Origin of the sequence: Streptomyces sp. NPDC016469, assembly GCF_040632905.1 — a bacterium.
In the GTDB taxonomy this organism is placed as follows: Bacteria; Actinomycetota; Actinomycetes; order Streptomycetales; family Streptomycetaceae; genus Streptomyces.
Genome location: NZ_JBEYCQ010000004.1, coordinates 75,493 through 92,922, shown reverse-complemented (window position 1 = coordinate 92,922; position 17,430 = coordinate 75,493). Strand labels below are relative to the sequence as shown.

Sequence of the window (17,430 nt, the reverse complement as noted above, 5' to 3'; positions counted from 1 at the left end):
CAGACCGTATGTCCGGAACCGTTCGAAGGCGGCGGGAAGGGATCGCTGCCGCGCCAACACGAGTAACCGGCAAGCGACTTGGGTGGAATCAATGATTCGTTCGAGAGTTCCGCGCAAAGGGCTCTACACTCACCGCCGAACAGCAACCGAAAGCCCAAAAGCGGTTCGTACTTCAACTGTTTCTACGCCGCAATAATCCCTGAGGATCGATGAATTCCGCACCCAGTCCCGAGCGCGTCCATGGCCAACGGTGAATTCCGGCCGGTTTACCATCCGGCCGGCCATGACAATGAACTCCGCGCGGCGTTACAGGACTTACGCACCGGGCGGTGGATCGCCATGCGCGACCTGCTGGCGCGTACCCCGGACTGGGCCCTGTGGACCCAGCGCACTCAGGTCCTCGGCGCGGTCGCGGCGGGGACGGACGCGATACGGACCTGGCTGACCGAGGAGCCGGAGAGCACCGCCGCGGCCGTGATGCGCGCCCGGGTCGCCGTCGAGCGGGCCGTCCGGGCCAACCGCTCCGGCCACCCCAGCGGCCGGGAGCTCTGGCAGGAGGCGTGGGAGGCGTGCCGTTCGGCGGCGCACGCCGCACCGGCCGACCCGGTGCCCTGGGTGTGCCTCCTCGCCCTGTCCCAGCTGGACGACGACCAGCGCCTCGCCGAGCACCGGCTCCCGCCGCCCGGGCCCATGCTGTTCCCCGGCCCGTGGGGGCTGCTGGCCGAGTCCGACCGGCGCGACCCGTACAACCGCGAGGCGTACCACCGGATGCTCCAGTTCGTGTACGCGCGCAGGGCCGGCGGCACACTCGTCGAGGCGGTGAACTTCGTGCAGTGGGCGTCGTCCACGGCGCCCGAGGGCTCCGCCCTTCATGTGCTCCCGCTCTACGTCCGGGTCGAGCGCTACCGCCGCGAGCACGACCACGACAAGGCCCTCGACCTGCACTGGGTCACCGAGGACGCCGAACGCGAGGCCCTGCGCGCTCTGGAGGTCTGGTACCGGCGCGCCCCCGCCGCCACCCGCGCCCTGCCCGACCTCAACCACCTGGCGCACGCCCTGTGGGGGGCGCTCCGGTTCGCCGAAGCGGCCGAGGTGTTCCGGGAGCTGGGCCCGTACTTCACCTCGCTGCCCTGGGCCTGCCGCTCCCGTACGCCCGACGGCCCCGGCGGTGCCGAGGAGGTCTTCGTGCGTGCCCGCGCCCGTGCGCTGGCGGCGGACCCCGGCTGAGCACCCTCCCCCGCCGTTTCCGAGTTGCCCACCCACCCCAGGAGGTCCCCATGTCCGTGTCCACCTCGCCCCGCAAGGGTGCCGGGACCAGCGCACCGAAGGACGAGGAGCAGCGGCTCCGTGAGCTCGGCTACCAACCGGTCCTGGCCCGCCGCATGGGCGGGTTCGGCAACTTCGCCATCAGCTTCTCCGTCATCTCGATCCTGTCGGGGTGCATGACCCTGTACGGCTTCGGCATGTCGACCGGCGGCCCGTCGGTGATGCTGTGGGGCTGGGCCGGGGTCGGCCTGTTCGTGCTGTGCGTCGGGATGGCGCTGGCCGAGGTGACGAGCGCGTATCCGACCTCGGGGGCGCTGTACTACATGGCGGACCGGCTGGGCGGCCGCAAGTGGGGCTGGTACACCGGCTGGCTGAATCTGCTCGGGCTGCTCGGTGCCATCGCGGGCATCGACTACGGCGCCGCGCTGTTCACGGGCGCGCTGATGAACCTCCAGTGGGGCTTCACGCCCACCCCGGGCAAGACGATGATCATCTTCGTCTGCATCCTTCTGCTGCACGCGGTGCTCAACCTGTTCGGGGTGCGGCTGGTGAGCATCCTGAACTCGATCAGCGTGTGGTGGCACCTGGCGGGTGTGGCGGTGATCGTCTCCGTCCTGGCGATCGTGCCCGCGCACCACCAGTCGCCTTCATTCGTCTTCACCGAGTTCGTCAACGACACCGGCTGGCACAACCCGTTGTACGTGGCGGCGATCGGGCTGCTGCTCGCCCAGTACACGTTCTGCGGCTACGACGCCTCGGCCCATCTGTCGGAGGAGACCTCGAACGCCTCGGTCTCGGCGGCGCGCGGCATCGTCCGGGCGATCTGGGTGTCGTGGGTGGCCGGTTTCGTGCTGCTGGCCGGGCTCACCTTCGCCATCCAGGACTACGCCGGTACGCAGGACAGCGCCACCGGTGTGCCGCCCGCGCAGATCCTGATCGACGCGCTGGGCACCTCGGGCGCCACGGTGATGCTGTTGATCGTGATCGCGGCGCAGCTGTTCTGCGGCAACGCGGAGGTCGCCGCCGCCAGCCGGATGGTGTTCGCCTTCAGCCGGGACAACGCGCTGCCCGGCTCCTCGCTCTGGCGGAAGGTGAGCGCCCGGACGCAGACGCCGGTGCCGGCGGTGTGGCTGTCGGTGACCGTCGCCGGGGTGCTGACCCTGCCGTCGCTCTACTCGAAGACCGCGTACGGCGCGGTGACCGCGATCAACGTCATCGGGATCACGCCCGCCTACGCGATCCCGATCTTCCTGAAGCTGCGCGCCGGGGGCCGCTTCCAGCGCGGGCCGTGGCACCTGGGCCGCTGGTCGAAGCCGGTCGGCTGGATCGCCGTGGTGTGGGTGGCGATCGTGACCGTGCTGTTCCTGCTGCCGCAGTCGTCCCCGGTGACCATCGACTCGATGAACTACGCGTCGATCGCCCTGGTCGCCGTGCTGGTCCTGGCCACGGTGTGGTGGTTCGTCGCGCGTCGCTCGTACGGCACGCCGTCGGCGTACGGGAACGCGCGCGAGCAGGCGGAGATCGAGGAGGGCATCATCTGACCGGCCTGCGTCCGGCCGTCGGCCCCCGCGGACGCGTGTCCGCGGGGGCCGTCCGCGTAACGCCGTCAGGTCAGGAGGAGTTGGAGCCCGCCGACGACGGTGGCGGCCAGGACGATGCGCTCGAAGAGCCGCTGGTCGATGCGGTCCACGCACCGGCGGCCGACCCAGGCGCCCGGGAGCACGAAGAGCAGCAGGCAGGCGTCCAGGAGCAGGGAGTGCCCGTCGATCAGCCCGAGGCCCACGCTGAACGGCACCTTCGAGGTGTTGACGATCAGGAAGAACCACGCCGAGGTGCCCAGGAAGCCCAGTTTCCGGAATCCGGCCGAGAGGAGGTAGAGCGACATCACCGGGCCGCCCGCGTTGGCGACCATGGTCGTGAAACCGCCGAGCACCCCGTACGAACGTGCCTTGAGCCGTTCACCGGCGCTCGGCGGCCCGTCCTCCGCGCCGGGCTCCGCGACGGTCTCCGCCCGGCGGCGGCGCCAGACGGTGACCCCGGCCATGAAGACCAGGATCGCGCCGATCGAGGTCCGCACGGTGGCGTCGTCGGCCCACATCATGAACAGGGTCCCCGCCACCACGCCCACCGCGACGGCGGGGAAGAGCCGCAGCAGGGTCGGCCAGTGCGCGTGCCGCCGGTAGACTAGGACGGCGAGCACGTGGCCGGCGATCAGGATCGGGAGCAGCACCCCGGTGGACTCGCGGGCGGGGAGGACCGCCGCGAAGACCGCGAGGCTGATCGTGTTGGCGCCGCTGACGGCCGTCTTGGAGAAGCCGACGAGTGCGGACGCCGCGGCCAGCGCCGCCAGTTGCCAGAGGGTAAGTGTGTCCATGCCAGGCAGAGAGCGTAATCCCGCCCGGCATGATCACCTAAACGTCTGTGCGAATCACGACCGCAAGCGTGCGCGGGCCGTGGACGCCCTCGACCCGCTCCAGCTCGATGTCGGAGGTCGCCGAGGGCCCGCTGATCAGCGTCGTCGGGCGCTCCGGCACCAGCCGGGCCACCGCCTCCGGCACGCCCACCTCGACGGCCGACAGGTCGACCACGCACACATGGAGGTCGGGCACGAGGGACAGCGCCCGTCGCCCCTGGTCGGGCGAGCCGTCCAGGAAGATGGTGCCGGTCTCGGCGCAGCTGACGGCGGACGCGGTGACGACACCGTCGAGGGCGTCCAGGCGCGGCGCCGGGATGTCCGCGGAGTCCTGCTGGACCTCGCCGTCGTACGCGGCCAGCCACCCGGTGTCGAGCCCCGGGGGCACACCGATCCGCTCGGCTCCCCGGTCCCGCAGCACCTCGGCGACGACCTCGGCGGTCCGGTCGGCGGTACACGGGTGGACCTCCGCCTTGTAGTCGACCAGCCGGTCGGTGAAGAGGGCGAGGCGTTCCTCGTCGGGGAGGGTGCGTCCGGTGCGGTAGGCGCGCGGGACGGGTGTCTCCCCGGCGGGCGCGAGGGCCAGCGCGTCCCGGACGCGGCCGAGCACGATGTCACGGGCGGTCGTCATTCGCCCTCCTCCTGCTGCTGGTTGCGGGTGTGCTCGGCGGACGCCTCGCGCATGGCGGCCGTACCCTCGGCCGAGGCCAGCCAGGCGCGGAAGGTCTGCTTCGGCGGGGCGGGGGTGTCGCGGCTGTCGCTCCAGCCGCTGAGCGGGGGCGGCAGTGCCGGGAGCTTCCCGTCCCGGGCCAGGACGCGGCCGAGCCGGGACGCCTTCTGCGCGGCGGTGTACACCTTGGGCCGGCCCATCACGGCGCCCGCCGCCTTCATGGCCAGCTTCTCGGCGGTGGTGCCGGACCGCTCGGTGTGCTGGTGGCGCAGCTCGACCAGGAGCGAGGGGATGTCGATCTTGACGGGGCAGGCGTCGAAGCAGGCCCCGCAGAGACTGGAGGCGTACGGCAGCGAGCTGTTCGGGTCGTCCTTGGCGGCGTCCATGCCGGCGAGCTGCGGGGTCAGGACCGCGCCGATCGGCCCGGGGTAGGTCGATCCGTAGGCGTGCCCGCCGGCCCGTTCGTACACCGGGCAGACGTTGAGGCAGGCCGAGCAGCGGATGCAGTTCAGCGCCTCGCGGCCGATCCGGTCCGCGAGGGCTGCGGTGCGGCCGTTGTCGAGGAGGACCAGGTGGAAGGTCCGCGGACCGTCGCCGGGGGTGACACCGGTCCACATCGAGGTGTACGGGTTCATCCGCTCGCCCGTGGAGGAGCGCGGCAGGAGCTGGAGGAAGACCTCCAGGTCCTGGTAGCGCGGGAGGACCTTCTCGATGCCCATGACGGTGATCAGCGTGTCGGGGAGGGTCAGGCACATGCGGCCGTTGCCCTCGGACTCCACGACGGAGAGGGTGCCGGTCTCGGCGATCCCGAAGTTGGCTCCGGAGACGGCCACCCTGGTGGTCATGAACTTCTCGCGCAGGTAGGCGCGGGCGGCGGCGGCCAAGTGGGCGGGGACGTTGTCCAGGGCCGGGTCGACGCCCGGGATCTCCTTGAGGAAGATCTGCCGGATCTCGTCCCGGTTGCGGTGGATGGCGGGGACGAGGATGTGCGAGGGCTTGTCGTGGGCGAGTTGGACGATGAGTTCGGCGAGGTCGGTCTCGTGCGCGGTGATGCCGAGGGATTCGAGGTGTTCGTTGAGGCCGATCTCCTGGGTGGCCATCGACTTGACCTTGATCACCTCGTCGCTGCCCGTCTCCTGGACCAGCCGGGCGACGATCTCGTTGGCCTCGACGCCGTCGCGCGCCCAGTGGACGGTGCCGCCGCGTGCGGTGACGTTGCGTTCCAGTTCCTCCAGGAGTTCGGGGAGCCGGTTCATGGTGTCGGTCTTGATGGCCGATCCGGCGTCGCGCAGCTCCTCCCAGTCGGGCAGTTCGCCGGTGACGTTCAGGCGTTTGGCGCGGATGGTGTGGGTGGCGCGGCCGAGGTTGCGGCGCAGCTGCTCGTTGCGCAGCTCGTCGTGGGCGGCGGCGGGGAACTTCCGGTCGCCGCGCAGGTTCCCCGTGCCGTATGGGGAGCGGGGCGGCGTCGCGGGCATGCCGAGAAAGGTTGCGCTCATCGGGCGGCCTCCGTCAGGACGTGCGGCGAGGTGCGGGTGGAGGAGAGGATCTGGGCGAGGTGCAGGGTCCGCGTTCCGGCCTTGATACGGGAGAGCCCGCCGCCGATGTGCATCAGGCAGGAAGAGTCGCCGGCGGTGCACACGGCGGCTCCGGTGGCGGTGACGTTGCGCATCTTGTCCTGGAGCATCGCCGTCGAGGTGTCGGCGTTCTTCACGGCGAAGGTGCCGCCGAAGCCGCAGCAGGCATCCGCTTCCTCCATCTCGACCAGGTCGATCGCGTCGACGGCCCGCAGCAGCCGCAGCGGTTTGTCGCCGACCCTGAGCATGCGCAGCGAGTGGCAGGTGGGGTGGTACGTCACCCGGTGCGGGAAGTACGCCCCGACATCGGTCACCCCCAGCACGTCCACCAGGAGTTCGGACAGCTCGTACGTCTTCGCCTTGACCGTGGCGACGCCCGCGCGCAGCGCCGCGTCGCCGTAGCGCTCGGCGACGATCTCGTGCTGGTGGCGGACCGATCCGGCGCAGGAGCCCGACGGCATGACGACGGCCTCGATGGAGGAGTCGCCGAACTGGGCGGCGAAATTGCGGACCAGCGGGACGGGCTCGCGCTGGTAGCCGGTGTTGACGTGCATCTGGCCGCAGCAGGTCTGGCCGGGCGGGAACACCACGTCGTGACCGAGCCGGGCCAGCAGCACCGCGGTGGACTTCACCGCCTCGGGGAAGAGCGTGTCTCCCAGACAGGTGGCGAAGAGTCCGATGCGCATGGGTCTCCCGATCATGCCTCTGGGTGGGCGGGCGCCGTGCGTCCGACTTATGGTCCGACCATACTACGCTCGCTCCTCAAGGCGTCGTAGGTCGCGCGCATACGAAAGAGCCGCCGCGACGAACTCCCGGAATCGGGTGCCGGTGCGGCGGCTCTTCGCGTACGGATCAGGCTTCGGCGCCCGGATCGTCCACCAGGGTGCCGTGCAGCCCTCTGATGTGGGCCTCGACCAGGTCGGCCGCCCGCGCCCCGTCGCCCGCGCGGACCAGTCGCAGCAGCTCGGCGTGGGCCGCGTTGAGCGCGGCGGCGGTGGCCGGCCAGTCGGGCTCCGCCTCAAGGGCGCGCAGGATCAGCGGCCGGACGGACTCGCGGACGGCGGAGGTGAGCGTCGAGGTCAGCGCGTTGCCGGAGCTCCGGGCGATCCGGACGTGGAACCGGGTGTCCAGGTCGTTGAACTCGGGCACCCCGATACCCGGCGCCCCCATGCGTACGACCAGTTCCTCGGCCTCGTCCAGAGCAGCAGGTGCGGCGTGGCGGGCGGCCGCCTCGACGCTGGACCGCTCCAGCACCACGCGGGCCTCCAGCATGTCCCCGAGGCTGTAGCTGCCGAGGGCGAAGTGGAGCCGGAGCAGCCGGCCCAGCGCGTCGTCGGGGTTGCGGACGATGCGGGCACCCGCGTCCGGCCCCCGGCCGGGCTGGGCGACCAGCACACCGATGGTCTCCAGCACCCGCAGCGCCTCGCGGAGCGCCGACCGGCTGACGCCGAGGACAGGGGCGAGTTCCCGCTCGGGCGGCAGGCGGTCACCGGCCTTGAGGTCACCGGCGAACACCCGCTGCTCGATGCTCTGGAGCACCAGCTCGTGTGTGCGCGACTGCCGTACGGGCTCCCAGTCGACGGGCATGGGCCATCCTCTGTTCCGGTCGGAACATCCAACTATGTCACACATGGTGTGTGGTCGGACCACAAACCGGAGGCCGCCCCGTCAGTACGTCACGACGATGCGCCGGGCCACGCCGTCCACCCGGATGGTGCCGCCGTACGGGATGATCATCTGCGGGTCGGTGTGGCCGCAGTCGACGTCGAAGACGGCCATGGTGTCCGGGGCGTACTCCGCGAGGGCGCGCAGCACCGCCTCCCGCTGTTCCCGGCAGTACAGCGCACCGGCTTCCGCGTCGAGCGGCTGGTCGAAGGACCAGTTCTTGGCGCGCGCCATCAGCAGGGCGGGGAAGCGCCGCAGCAGGCCCCGCTCCCCCATGTTGCGCAGGATGCGGTACACCTCGTCGGCGCCGGGAATCTCCTCGGAGGTCTCCAGGAACAGCACCCGGCCCTCGTACGCTTCGGGCGGCTGGATCTCCCGGTCGGCCATGAGCATCCAGGCCAGGATCTCCAGGTTGCCGCCCCAGCTCGCCCCCTCGACCACCCGGTCCGCGTTGTGCCACGTCCAGCCGTCGGCGGGGAGCAGGTCCGGCTCGTGGTCGAAGGTGCGGGGGTCCTCCCAGGGCCGGTTGACGCTGCCGCTCTCCTTCGCCGGCGTCAGCTCGTACGCGCCGTGGGTGAGGAGCGCGGCCCGCAGGGACTCGGCCGTCTGCGGGTGCGGTGCGCCGGGGCGGCCGAACTCGACCATGACCGAGCCGCCGTGATAGCCGACAATGCCGAGGTTGTCGAGGAACACCAGCAGATTGGTGTTGTCGCTGTAGCCGAAGAACGGCTTGGGGTTGGCGCGCAGCAGTTCGCGGTCCAGGTACGGCAGCACGGTGATCTGGTCGTCGCCGCCGATGCTGGCTATGACGGCCTTGATGTCCGGGTCGGCGAACGCGGCGTGCAGGTCGGCGGCGCGCTCCTGCGGGGTGGAGCCCATCTTCCGGGTGCAGGGGTACTCCACCGGCTCCAGGCCGAAGTCCTCGCGGAGCCTGCGCAGGCCGAGTTCGTACGGCAGCGGGAGGATGCCGGGCAGTCCGGACGAGGGCGAGAGCACGGCGACGCGGTCTCCCGGCCGGGGCTTGGACGGGTAGCGGGAACGTGTCATCGGGTGAGCCTACGCAGCGCCGCCGGGGGTGTCCGCAGCATTTTCGGCGGTGCCCCGCGCCGGGCCGGCCGGGGTGCCCTGGTGGAAGTACATCCGCCACTGCTCACCAGCCCTGCGCCACAGCGAACTGCGCCTGAACAGCAGGCCGTTCCGTTCGGTGACGTACGTCAGGTGGACCAGGTCGGGGGCGAGCAGGCTGCCGGACAGGTCGTGGACGTCCGGGCCGGGGTCGTCGTCCTCGACGGCGGAGGTGACGGCGAGGATGGAGGCGCGGTCGTAGCGGCGTCCGGACGCGCCGAATTCGGTGAACTCCGGGTCGAGCAGTTCCGTCACCGCCTCGGGCGATGCCCGCACCACCGGGTCGAGCAGCCGCAGTTCGCCCGCCATGGCGGCCCGCACGGCCCGCCCCTCCTCGTCGCTCAGCTTCATGCCGCCCGACTCTACGTCGGCGGCGCGGGCCGTCAGACCAGGACCAGCAGGTCCATCCAGCTCACGGCGGGCCGGTCCGGCTCCTGTTCCGCCGCCGTACGCAGCCGGCGCATCCCGCGCTCGAACTCGTCGTCGCCGAGGTCCCGCAGCTTCGCGTCGGTGTCCCGCCTGATCCGGTCGGCGAACGCGGCGAGGTTCGGCGCGCTCTGCTGCGGCACCGCGTGCAGGGCGACGCGGGAGAAGCCGGCCCCGGCGAACGCGGCGCACGTCTGCTCCACCGTCGGGTAGCCGTCCACGATGCGTTCGGCGCCGGGAAAGAAGCGCACCCGGAGGTCCCTTGCGCACCGGCCCGGGAACGAGTTGCGGATGAGTACGGGGGCGCCGGGCTTCAGGGCCCTGCGCAACTCCCGTGCGGCGGCGGGCAGATCGCCGATGTGGTGGACGACCGACCCCAGCCAGGCCGCGTCCGCGCAGCCGTCCGCCACCGGCAGCGCCTCGGCCCGCCCGTCCAGCGCCTCGATCAGTGCGTTCCGGGGGATCAGTGCCCTCATGGCGGCGGCCGGTTCCACGGCGAGGACCCGGACACCGAACCAGTCGGCGAAGGCGGAGGCGAAGGAACCGGTGCCCGCGCCCACGTCCAGGACGGTGTCGCCCGGTGCGAGTTCCACCTCGGCGGCGACGGCGGCGCGCCACGCGGTCAGCCCGTCGCGCGGTATCTCCCGGGCGAGGCGGTAGTCCTCGGCGAAACGACGGTCGGGGGCGGTCGCTTCCATGGGGCCCTCACTTCCGGGCGCGGTCAGGCGGGTCCGCCGCACCTCGTCGGCGGATGCTAGCGACACCCCCTCCACTTGTCTAGACCAAGGAAGGCGGCTGGCTGCCCGGCCGCCGGCCTGCGGGGATCACCCACCCAGTTCATAGGATTCTCAGGCAGTCCGGTTACCGTGTCGGGCGTGACCCAGACGAGCCCGCCCGGCTGGCATCCAGACCCCGGGTATTCAGGATTTGGCCCCCGCCACGAGCGCTGGTGGGACGGCACCCAGTGGACCGACCATCTGCGCGTACCGCCGGCGGCCGTCCGCAGCAGGCGCATACGGGTGGGGGCCGGCATCACCGCCGCCGTGGTGGTGCTCGCCGCCATCGGAGGCGGTGTCTATCTGCTGACGGACGACTCGGACGGCAAGGGCGACACCGCCGCCACCGCCCCGTCCGGCTCCCCCTCCCCCGGACCCGACCGGCAGCGCGGCGGCGGGGGTGAAGGCGACGAGCGCGGCGACGGCGGCAACGGTGGTGGCAGTGAGTCCCCGGAGCAGGGGCAGCCGCAGATCGAGGAGGGGTACGCGACGGACCTGGCGAGCGGCATCAGCATCCCGGTCCCCGACGGCTGGAAGGGCGAGTCGGGCATGGGTGCCGGGGTGACCACCGGGTCCTACGCCTGCCCCGGTGACACCAAGCAGACGTGCGTGCGCGGCGGGATATTCTCCGCCCCGGCCGAGGCGCTGAAGCTCACCACCAAGACGGCGAAGGCCACCGCCGAGAAGGACATCGAGTCCAACGCCGACGAGTCCTACGGCGAGAAGATCTACGGCGGCATCACCTCGCACGAGGAGCTGAAGTCCGAGGCGGTGACGGTGGCCGGGCAGCAGGGCTACCGGGTGCGCTGGAAGGTGGTGACGAAGAACGGCGACGACGGCTACGTCGAGTCGCTGGCCTTCCCGTCCCCGCTGGCCAAGGACATGCTGGTGGTGATCCGCTCCGGTTTCGACATCAACAGCAAGGCGCCTTCGCTGTCCGTCCTGGACAAGATCACCAAGGGCATCAAGGCGGCGTCCGGCGGGGGCTCAGGCACCAACGCCTGAGCGTCCGGCGGGGCGCACCGCACGGCCCGGGTGAGTATCCGGGCCGTGCGGTCTGAGTACGTTCCCCGATCCCGGCCCGGGGCGCCGCCGCTGAAATGGTGTCATGGCTCCCGACGCCCAGCGCCTCCGCATCCGGCACGTCACCAGTGCCGGCACCACCCTGGCCCTCTCGCTCACCCCGCTCGTGATCGGTGTGCTGTTCGCGCGCACAATGGCGCTGGACCCGCACACCCCGGTGAACGCCCTGATCACCCGGGGCGGCCGGGGCGTGGGGCCTTCGCCCGCCGAGTGGCGCGGCTGCGGCCGGAGTGCCCTGCGCCGGTGCCGTACCGCCTGGCGGCCCCTGGGTCCCGTACTGACCCGGCCGAAAAACCGGTTCCCCCGCGCACCCCGGATTCCCTAGACTCGCCGCACACCGCGCGCCGGCCCTCCGTCGGCGCGTCCGCCGTGACCGTTGAGGGGAGACCGCCGTGCGTCATCGCACCGCCGCCGTCGTCCCCCCGTCGCGGTTCGAGGTGATCCTGGTGTCTCGCGCCACCGGGCGCCGGCTGCGCGGCCGGCCCCGGACCCCGTGACGAACACCCGGTCCCCGCTTTACTTCTGACGCTCAGTCACTTGGGCGGGCCCGTCGGCCCGCGTCCGGGCCGCTTCGTCCGGGGGTATCGCGCCGCTTTCTTCCGGATCATCCCGAAAGGCCACCGGCCGTGCGTACCCACCAGCACCGTTCTTCCGCCACCGCGCTCACCACCGTCCGCAACCTGGGCATCCTCGCCCATGTCGACGCCGGCAAGACCACGGTGACGGAGCGCATCCTCTACACCACCGGCACCACCCACAAGCGCGGCGAGGTCCACGACGGCACGACCATCACGGACTTCGACTCCCAGGAACGGGACCGCGGCATCACCATCTTCGCCGCGGCAGTCAGCTGCACCTGGGACGGTCACCGGATCAACCTCATCGACACCCCGGGGCACGTCGACTTCGCCGACGAGGTCGAGCGTTCGCTGCGGGTGCTCGACGGCGCGATCGCGGTGTTCGACGCGGTCGCCGGGGTGGAGCCGCAGAGCGAGTCGGTGTGGCACCAGGCGGACCGGCACTCCGTCCCGCGCATCGCCTTCGTCAACAAGCTGGACCGGGCCGGCGCGGACCTGGACACCGCGGTCGCCTCGATCCGGGACCGGCTGCACACGGTCCCGCTCGTGGTGCAGTTGCCCATCGGGGCGGAGGACGCCTTCCGCGGGGTGGTCGACCTGGTGCGCATGCGCGCCCTGGTGTGGGCGGACGGCGCCGACGCGTACGAGGAGGGCGAGGTGCCCGCCGGGCTGCGCGAGGAGGCCGCCCGACGCCGGCGCTTCCTGGAGGAGGCGGTGGCGGAGCTGCATCCGGCGGCCCTGGAGGAGTTCTGCGAACGCTCCGAGCTGTCGGCGGAGACGCTGACCGGGGCGCTGCGGGACCTGACACGGACCGGTGAGGGGGTCGTGGTGCTGTGCGGTTCGGCGTACCGCAACCGGGGTGTCGAGCCGTTGCTGGCGGCGGTCGTCGCGTATCTGCCCTCCCCGCTCGATGTGCCGCCGGTACGGGGCGTGCTCGACGGGGCGGAGCAGGAGCGGGCCGCCGATCCCCAGGGGCCGTTCGCCGCGCTGGCGTTCAAGGTGAACGCGACCGCGACGGGCCGGCTGACGTATCTGCGCGTGTACGCGGGAACGATCCGGAAGGGGGAGACGGTGCTGGACGCGACCACCCGGCGCACCGAGCGTGTCGGGCGCATCCTGCGGGTCCGGGCGGACCGGCATGTGGACGTGGACGCGGCAGTGGCCGGTGACATCGTCGCGGTCATCGGCCCGAAGGCCGTCCGCCCGGGTGCGACGCTGTGCGCGCCCGGTGCCCCACTGGTCCTGGAACCGCCCACGGTGGCCGACCCGGTCGTGTCCGTGGCGGTGGAGGCGCGGCGGAGCACGGACACCGAGCGGCTGATGGCCGCCCTGGTCCGGCTGGCCGAGGAGGACCCGTCGCTCGTCGTGCGCACGGACCCCGAGACCGGTCAGACGGTTCTCTCGGGCATGGGCGAACTCCATCTGGAGGTGGCCGCGGAGAAGATCCGCCGCGATCACGGTCTGGACGTCCGGGTCGGCCGGCCGCAGGTAGCGCACCGGGAGACGCTGGTGCGCGGGGTGTCCGGGCTGGTCTACCGGCACGTCAAACAGGACGGCGGGGCCGGGCAGTTCGCGCACGTCGTCATCGACGTCGAACCGCTGGCGGCCGGGGACGGCGAGGAGGCGGCCGAGTTCGCGTTCGGTTCGGCCGTCGTGGGCGGCCGGGTGCCGCAGGAGTATGTGCGGGCGGTCGAGGCCGGCTGCCGGGACGCGCTGGCCGAGGGGCCGCTCGGCGGGCATCCGGTGACCGGGGTGCGGGTGACGCTGACCGATGGCGCGACGCATCCCAAGGACTCCTCGGAGATGGCGTTCCGCACGGCGGGGCGGTTCGCACTGCGGGAGGCCCTGCGGGCGAGCGCGATGGTGCTGCTGGAGCCGGTGGTCGAGGTGACGGTCACCGTGCCCGGTGACGCGGTCGGCGGGGTGCTCGGCGACCTGGCCGCCCGGCGCGGCCGGGTCTCCGGGTCCACCACGCGCGGCGGTGCGGCGGTGGCGACGGCGACCGTGCCGCTGGCCGAGCTGTTCGGTTACGCGACGCGGCTGCGCAGCCGTACGCAGGGCCGGGGCACGTTCACCACCCGGGCCACCGGGTACGCGCCCGCGCCCGCCGCCACGGTCCCCGGGACCGGCTGACGGAACGGGTCCCGCCCGCCACAACGGCGGGCGGGACCTGCCGTGCGTCAGGCGACCGGCACCGGAAACGTCGGGTACTCGACGCCGGAGACGTACTGCACGACCCGGATGACCTGGCACGAGTAGCCGAACTCGTTGTCGTACCAGAGGTAGAGGATCGCGTTGTCGCCGTCGACCTGGGTGGGGCCGGCGTCGACGATGGAGGCGTGGCGCGAGCCGATGAAGTCGCTCGACACCGCGTCGGGGGCGGTCGTGAAGTCGATCTGCCGCTTGAGCGGGGAGGTCAGCGAGACCTCGCGGAGGTGGTCGAGGACCTCGGTGCGGGTGGTTTCGCGGCCCAGCTTCAGGCTGAGGATGGCGATCGAGACGTCCGGCACCGGGACGCGGATCGAACTGCCCGTGATCGTCGCCTCCAGGTCGGGCAGCGCCTTCGCGACGGCGGAGGCGGCGCCCGTCTCGGTGATGACCATGTTGAGCGGCGCGGAACGGCCGCGGCGGTCGGAGCCGTGGTAGTTGTCCAGCAGGTTCTGGTCGTTGGTGAACGAGTGGATGGTCTCCACGTGGCCGCGCAGGACGCCGTACTCGTCGGCCATCGCCTTCAGCGGCGGCACGATCGCGTTGGTGGTGCAGGAGGCGCAGGAGATGATCTGCTCGTCCGGCTTGATCATGTCGTGGTTGACGCCGTGCACGACGTTGAGGACGTCGCCCTTGCCGGGGGCGGTCAGCACGACCTTGGCGATGCCCGGCCGCAGGTGCTTGGACAGGCCCTCGCGGTCGCGCCACCTGCCGGTGTTGTCGATGAGGATGGCGTCGTCGATGCCGTAGGCGGTGTAGTCGACGGAGGTCGGGTCGTCCGAGTAGATGACCTGGATCTCGTTGCCGTTGGCGACGATCCGGTTGTTGGCCTCGTCCACGGTGATCGTGCCCTGGAACTGGCCGTGGATGGAGTCGCGGCGCAGCAGTGAGGCGCGCTTGACGATGTCCTGGCCCGCTCCCTTGCGGACCACGATCGCGCGCAGCCGCAGGCCGTTGCCGGAGCCCGCCTTCTCGATGAGCAGCCGGGCGAGCAGACGCCCGATGCGGCCGAAGCCGTAGAGGACGACGTCGCGCGCCTCGCGGCGCTCGATCTTGTTGTCCCCGGTGGCGCCGGCGACGGCCTCCGCGGTGAACTCCGCCGCGCTGAGGCCCCGGTCGTCGGCCTTGTAGGTGGCGGCGAGCATGCCGATGTCGATCTGGGAGGGGCCCAGGTCGAGGGTGGTGAGGGCCTGGAGGAAGGGCAGGGTCTCGGTGACCGAGAGCTCCGCGCCGTCGATCTGCCGGGCGAATCGGTGGGTCTTGAGGATGCTCACCACCGATTTGTTCACCAGCGAGCGGCTGTGCAGGAGCACGGTGACATCCCGCTCGCGGTGCAGCTTGCCGATGATCGGAATCATCGATTCCGCGATCTCCTCGCGGTTCTTCCAGTTGGTGAACGCGTCGTCATTGACAGTCACAGGTTTATCTTTCGAGCTAGGCGGCGCTCATATGGTAACCAGACGTTCATTCGATACCTCACCCCGGTCCGGCCCCCGCCCTCACTCCCCCACCCGCACCGGCCGCCCCGTGCGCCGCGAACGGTCGGCGGCCTCCGCGATCAGCAGCGCGGCCAGGGCGTCGGCCCCGGTGCAGGGGCTGGGCCGGAGCCCGGCCGCGACCTCGGTGAAGGCCGCCATCTCGGCGACGTACGCGTCGTGGAAGCGGCTCAGGAACCCGTCGTACGGAGCGGCGCCGGACGGCGGTCCGTCGGCGGTGGTCCGCAGGGGCGCGCGGTCGCCGTAGCCGGTTGCCAGCGTGGACCGCGAGCCGGCGAGCTCCATGCGCGCGTCGTATCCGGCGCCGTTGTAGCGGGTGGCCGTGCAGCTGACGAGTGTGCCGTCGTCGAGCGTGAGGACGGCGACCGCGGTGTCGACGTCACCGGCCGCCGCGAAGGAGTCGTCGCCCCGGTTGGCCCCGACGGCGCTGACCTCCACGACCTCGCGGCCGGTGACCCAGCGGACGCTGTCGAAGTCGTGCACGGCGCAGTCCTGGAAGATGCCGCCGGACAGCGGCAGGTATCCGGCCGGCGGGGGCGCCGGATCGGCGGTGCACGCCCGTACGGTGTGCAGCCAGCCCAGCTCCCCGGCCGCGACCGCGTCGCGCAGGGCGGCGTACCCGGCATCGAAGCGGCGCTGGAAGCCGACCTGGAGCGGCACCCCGGAGCCGGCGGTTCCGGCCAGCAGGGCGCGGGTGGCGTCGAGGCCGGCGGCGACCGGCTTCTCGCAGAAGACGGGCACCCCGGCGGCTGCCGCCGCACGGATGAGCGTGTCGTGGACGGCGGTGGGGGCGGCGATCACTACGCCGTCCAGCCCGGAGCCGAGCAGCGCGTCCAGGTCGCCCGCCCAGTCGGCGCCCAGCTTTCCGGCCAGCTCGCGGGCCTGCCGCTCCACGGCGTCATGCAGGACGAGGCGGTCGACGGCGGGCAGGGTGGCGAGGGTGGCGGCGTGGAAGGTGCCGATGCGGCCCGTTCCGATGAGTCCGATGCGCATGCGCGGGTGCCTCCGGGGCGGATGGGGCCGGCTGGCCGACGCTCCTGATCTTCGTCCTTGTATCGTCGCCGATCGCGCCTCGGTCAAGCTTTTGTACTCCGGGCAGTTCCTGGGCGTCTCGCAGGGCTCCCGTACGGCGGGGCCAACGTCCAGCGGCGAGGCCCGCCCGCGCCTCCCGGCTCACCCAGCCAGCAGCCGTTCCAGCGTCCGCCGGAGCGCCGCACCGCCCTCGAAGACCACTGCGGTCAGCCCGAGCTCACGGGCCGCCCGGACATTGGCCTCCCGGTCGTCCACGAAGAACGCCTCGCCGGGGGCGACCCCGAGCAGCCCGAGCGCGCCCTCGAAGGCTTCGTCGGCGGGCTTGGTCGCGCCGAGCGCGCACGAGAAGGCGAGCACGTCGAAGCGGTCGTTCACCTCGGGCAGCCACTCGGGCAGCCCTGCGCGCAGCAACGCGTCGTTGTCGGTGAACAGGGCCGTCGGACGATCCCGTACCAGGTCGGCCGCGGCGAGGACCTCGGGGTCGGGCTCGAATGCCCCGCACCAGATGCGACGCAACTCCTCCGCCGTACCGGCGAAGCCGAGGCGCCGCCGGATCTCCCGCTCGACGTCGTCGGCGCTCCCCTGCCCACGGTCCCAGGCCGGGATCAGCCCTGAGCCGTACAGCTCCGACTCGACGCGCCGCGCGGGAAGCCCACACGCCGCCCCGAGGAGTTCGAGCCGCCGCTCAGGGTGGAAGCGGCACACGACGCCGCCGAGATCGAAGAGAAAGGCCCGCGGTTTCGTCATGGGCGGCAGCCTAGCTCCGGGGCCGTGCTCACTCTCCCGAACCGGAGCGTCGGATGCTCGGTGGCCCAGGGGGAGTTCGTCTTTTCCTACGGGCGCGACAGCTCGGGCACGCCGGCCGCTGACCGCGCCCAGGGGGTCCGGACCGCCTGACCGCCGGTCCCGGTCGCGGCGCCCGGCCGGAAACGCATCAGGGCCGGTGCTGGATTCCTCCAGCACCGGCCCTGATCTACGACTGTCTCCAGTCGGGACGACAGGATTTGAACCTGCGACCCCTTGACCCCCAGTCAAGTGCGCTACCAAGCTGCGCCACGTCCCGATGCCCGCCTGACCTGGGGTTTCCCCCTGGCCGAACGTGCATGAGAACAATACCG

At 71.9% G+C, this 17,430-nt stretch carries 16 protein-coding genes and 1 tRNA gene; 5 read left to right on the top strand and 12 right to left on the bottom strand.

The window, feature by feature from the left end; genetic code table 11:
• Positions 1-240 precede the first annotated feature (240 nt).
• On the top strand, positions 241-1,227 hold the full coding sequence (locus tag ABZ565_RS05690) for a hypothetical protein (protein WP_361020793.1): 987 nt from the start codon (positions 241-243) through the stop codon (positions 1,225-1,227).
• 50 nt (positions 1,228-1,277) lie between these two features.
• Entirely contained in the window at positions 1,278-2,807 is a 1,530-nt protein-coding gene (locus tag ABZ565_RS05685; protein ID WP_361020791.1) for an amino acid permease, read from the top strand.
• Positions 2,808-2,872: 65 nt separating this feature from the next.
• On the opposite strand, the gene ABZ565_RS05680 is transcribed toward ABZ565_RS05685, so the two are convergent.
• From ABZ565_RS05680 to ABZ565_RS05645, 8 genes are all read right to left on the bottom strand, one after another.
• Complete coding sequence (locus ABZ565_RS05680; protein WP_361020789.1) at positions 2,873-3,640, bottom strand: sulfite exporter TauE/SafE family protein; 768 nt, start codon at positions 3,638-3,640, stop codon at positions 2,873-2,875.
• Between the two features lie 37 nt (positions 3,641-3,677).
• Complete coding sequence (locus ABZ565_RS05675) at positions 3,678-4,310, bottom strand: LUD domain-containing protein (protein WP_361020787.1); 633 nt, start codon at positions 4,308-4,310, stop codon at positions 3,678-3,680.
• The gene (locus ABZ565_RS05670) at positions 4,307-5,845 is read right to left on the bottom strand and encodes a LutB/LldF family L-lactate oxidation iron-sulfur protein (RefSeq protein ID WP_361020785.1); all 1,539 of its coding nucleotides are present in this window, start codon (positions 5,843-5,845) and stop codon (positions 4,307-4,309) included. The genes ABZ565_RS05675 and ABZ565_RS05670 overlap by 4 nt, the downstream gene beginning before the upstream one ends.
• Positions 5,842-6,609, bottom strand: a complete 768-nt coding sequence (locus tag ABZ565_RS05665) for a (Fe-S)-binding protein (protein WP_361020783.1) — start codon at positions 6,607-6,609, stop codon at positions 5,842-5,844. The genes ABZ565_RS05670 and ABZ565_RS05665 overlap by 4 nt, the downstream gene beginning before the upstream one ends.
• A gap of 166 nt (positions 6,610-6,775) precedes the next feature.
• Positions 6,776-7,510 carry an FCD domain-containing protein gene (locus tag ABZ565_RS05660; RefSeq protein ID WP_361020781.1) on the bottom strand — a complete coding sequence of 245 codons (735 nt, stop codon included), beginning with the start codon at positions 7,508-7,510 and terminating at the stop codon, positions 6,776-6,778.
• Positions 7,511-7,591: 81 nt separating this feature from the next.
• Positions 7,592-8,635 carry a S66 peptidase family protein gene (locus tag ABZ565_RS05655; protein WP_361020779.1) on the bottom strand — a complete coding sequence of 348 codons (1,044 nt, stop codon included), beginning with the start codon at positions 8,633-8,635 and terminating at the stop codon, positions 7,592-7,594.
• A gap of 9 nt (positions 8,636-8,644) precedes the next feature.
• Positions 8,645-9,064: a DUF4440 domain-containing protein gene (locus ABZ565_RS05650; protein ID WP_361020777.1), complete on the bottom strand. Its 420-nt coding sequence runs from the start codon at positions 9,062-9,064 to the stop codon at positions 8,645-8,647.
• 32 nt (positions 9,065-9,096) lie between these two features.
• Positions 9,097-9,837, bottom strand: coding sequence for a methyltransferase domain-containing protein (locus ABZ565_RS05645; protein ID WP_361020775.1), 741 nt, complete (start codon positions 9,835-9,837; stop codon positions 9,097-9,099).
• Positions 9,838-10,014: 177 nt separating this feature from the next.
• Here ABZ565_RS05645 and ABZ565_RS05640 point away from each other — a divergent pair, with 177 nt between their 5' ends.
• The 3 genes from ABZ565_RS05640 to fusA all read left to right on the top strand — a co-directional run bounded on the left by ABZ565_RS05640 (position 10,015) and on the right by fusA (position 13,709).
• A complete protein-coding gene (locus ABZ565_RS05640; protein WP_361020773.1) occupies positions 10,015-10,920 on the top strand; it encodes a DUF2510 domain-containing protein in 906 nt (301 codons plus the stop codon).
• A 103-nt stretch (positions 10,921-11,023) separates the two neighbouring features.
• Positions 11,024-11,323, top strand: a complete 300-nt coding sequence (locus ABZ565_RS05635; protein WP_361020771.1) for a hypothetical protein — start codon at positions 11,024-11,026, stop codon at positions 11,321-11,323.
• A 301-nt stretch (positions 11,324-11,624) separates the two neighbouring features.
• Positions 11,625-13,709: an elongation factor G gene (gene fusA / locus ABZ565_RS05630; RefSeq protein WP_361020769.1), complete on the top strand. Its 2,085-nt coding sequence runs from the start codon at positions 11,625-11,627 to the stop codon at positions 13,707-13,709.
• A 47-nt stretch (positions 13,710-13,756) separates the two neighbouring features.
• On the opposite strand, the gene ABZ565_RS05625 is transcribed toward fusA, so the two are convergent.
• The 4 genes from ABZ565_RS05625 to ABZ565_RS05610 all read right to left on the bottom strand — a co-directional run bounded on the left by ABZ565_RS05625 (position 13,757) and on the right by ABZ565_RS05610 (position 17,375).
• Positions 13,757-15,202 (bottom strand): glyceraldehyde-3-phosphate dehydrogenase, encoded by a 1,446-nt coding sequence (locus tag ABZ565_RS05625; RefSeq protein WP_361020767.1) that lies wholly within the window; start codon positions 15,200-15,202, stop codon positions 13,757-13,759.
• 81 nt (positions 15,203-15,283) lie between these two features.
• Positions 15,284-16,273, bottom strand: a complete 990-nt coding sequence (locus ABZ565_RS05620) for a Gfo/Idh/MocA family oxidoreductase (protein ID WP_361020765.1) — start codon at positions 16,271-16,273, stop codon at positions 15,284-15,286.
• Between the two features lie 180 nt (positions 16,274-16,453).
• Complete coding sequence (locus ABZ565_RS05615) at positions 16,454-17,059, bottom strand: HAD family phosphatase (protein ID WP_361020763.1); 606 nt, start codon at positions 17,057-17,059, stop codon at positions 16,454-16,456.
• A 242-nt stretch (positions 17,060-17,301) separates the two neighbouring features.
• Positions 17,302-17,375: transfer RNA gene (locus tag ABZ565_RS05610), tRNA-Pro, on the bottom strand.
• Positions 17,376-17,430: the final 55 nt, after the last annotated feature.

Bases quoted from the DNA above. Each gene is read 5' to 3' on its own strand.
- ABZ565_RS05690 (WP_361020793.1), top strand. From the start codon at position 241: ATGGCCAACGGTGAATTCCGGCCGGTTTACCATCCGGCCGGCCATGAC.
- ABZ565_RS05685 (WP_361020791.1), top strand. From the start codon at position 1,278: ATGTCCGTGTCCACCTCGCCCCGCAAGGGTGCCGGGACCAGCGCACCG.
- ABZ565_RS05680 (WP_361020789.1), bottom strand. From the start codon at position 3,640: ATGGACACACTTACCCTCTGGCAACTGGCGGCGCTGGCCGCGGCGTCC.
- ABZ565_RS05675 (WP_361020787.1), bottom strand. From the start codon at position 4,310: ATGACGACCGCCCGTGACATCGTGCTCGGCCGCGTCCGGGACGCGCTG.
- ABZ565_RS05670 (WP_361020785.1), bottom strand. From the start codon at position 5,845: ATGAGCGCAACCTTTCTCGGCATGCCCGCGACGCCGCCCCGCTCCCCA.
- ABZ565_RS05665 (WP_361020783.1), bottom strand. From the start codon at position 6,609: ATGCGCATCGGACTCTTCGCCACCTGTCTGGGAGACACGCTCTTCCCC.
- ABZ565_RS05660 (WP_361020781.1), bottom strand. From the start codon at position 7,510: ATGCCCGTCGACTGGGAGCCCGTACGGCAGTCGCGCACACACGAGCTG.
- ABZ565_RS05655 (WP_361020779.1), bottom strand. From the start codon at position 8,635: ATGACACGTTCCCGCTACCCGTCCAAGCCCCGGCCGGGAGACCGCGTC.
- ABZ565_RS05650 (WP_361020777.1), bottom strand. From the start codon at position 9,064: ATGAAGCTGAGCGACGAGGAGGGGCGGGCCGTGCGGGCCGCCATGGCG.
- ABZ565_RS05645 (WP_361020775.1), bottom strand. From the start codon at position 9,837: ATGGAAGCGACCGCCCCCGACCGTCGTTTCGCCGAGGACTACCGCCTC.
- ABZ565_RS05635 (WP_361020771.1), top strand. From the start codon at position 11,024: ATGGCTCCCGACGCCCAGCGCCTCCGCATCCGGCACGTCACCAGTGCC.
- ABZ565_RS05620 (WP_361020765.1), bottom strand. From the start codon at position 16,273: ATGCGCATCGGACTCATCGGAACGGGCCGCATCGGCACCTTCCACGCC.
- ABZ565_RS05615 (WP_361020763.1), bottom strand. From the start codon at position 17,059: ATGACGAAACCGCGGGCCTTTCTCTTCGATCTCGGCGGCGTCGTGTGC.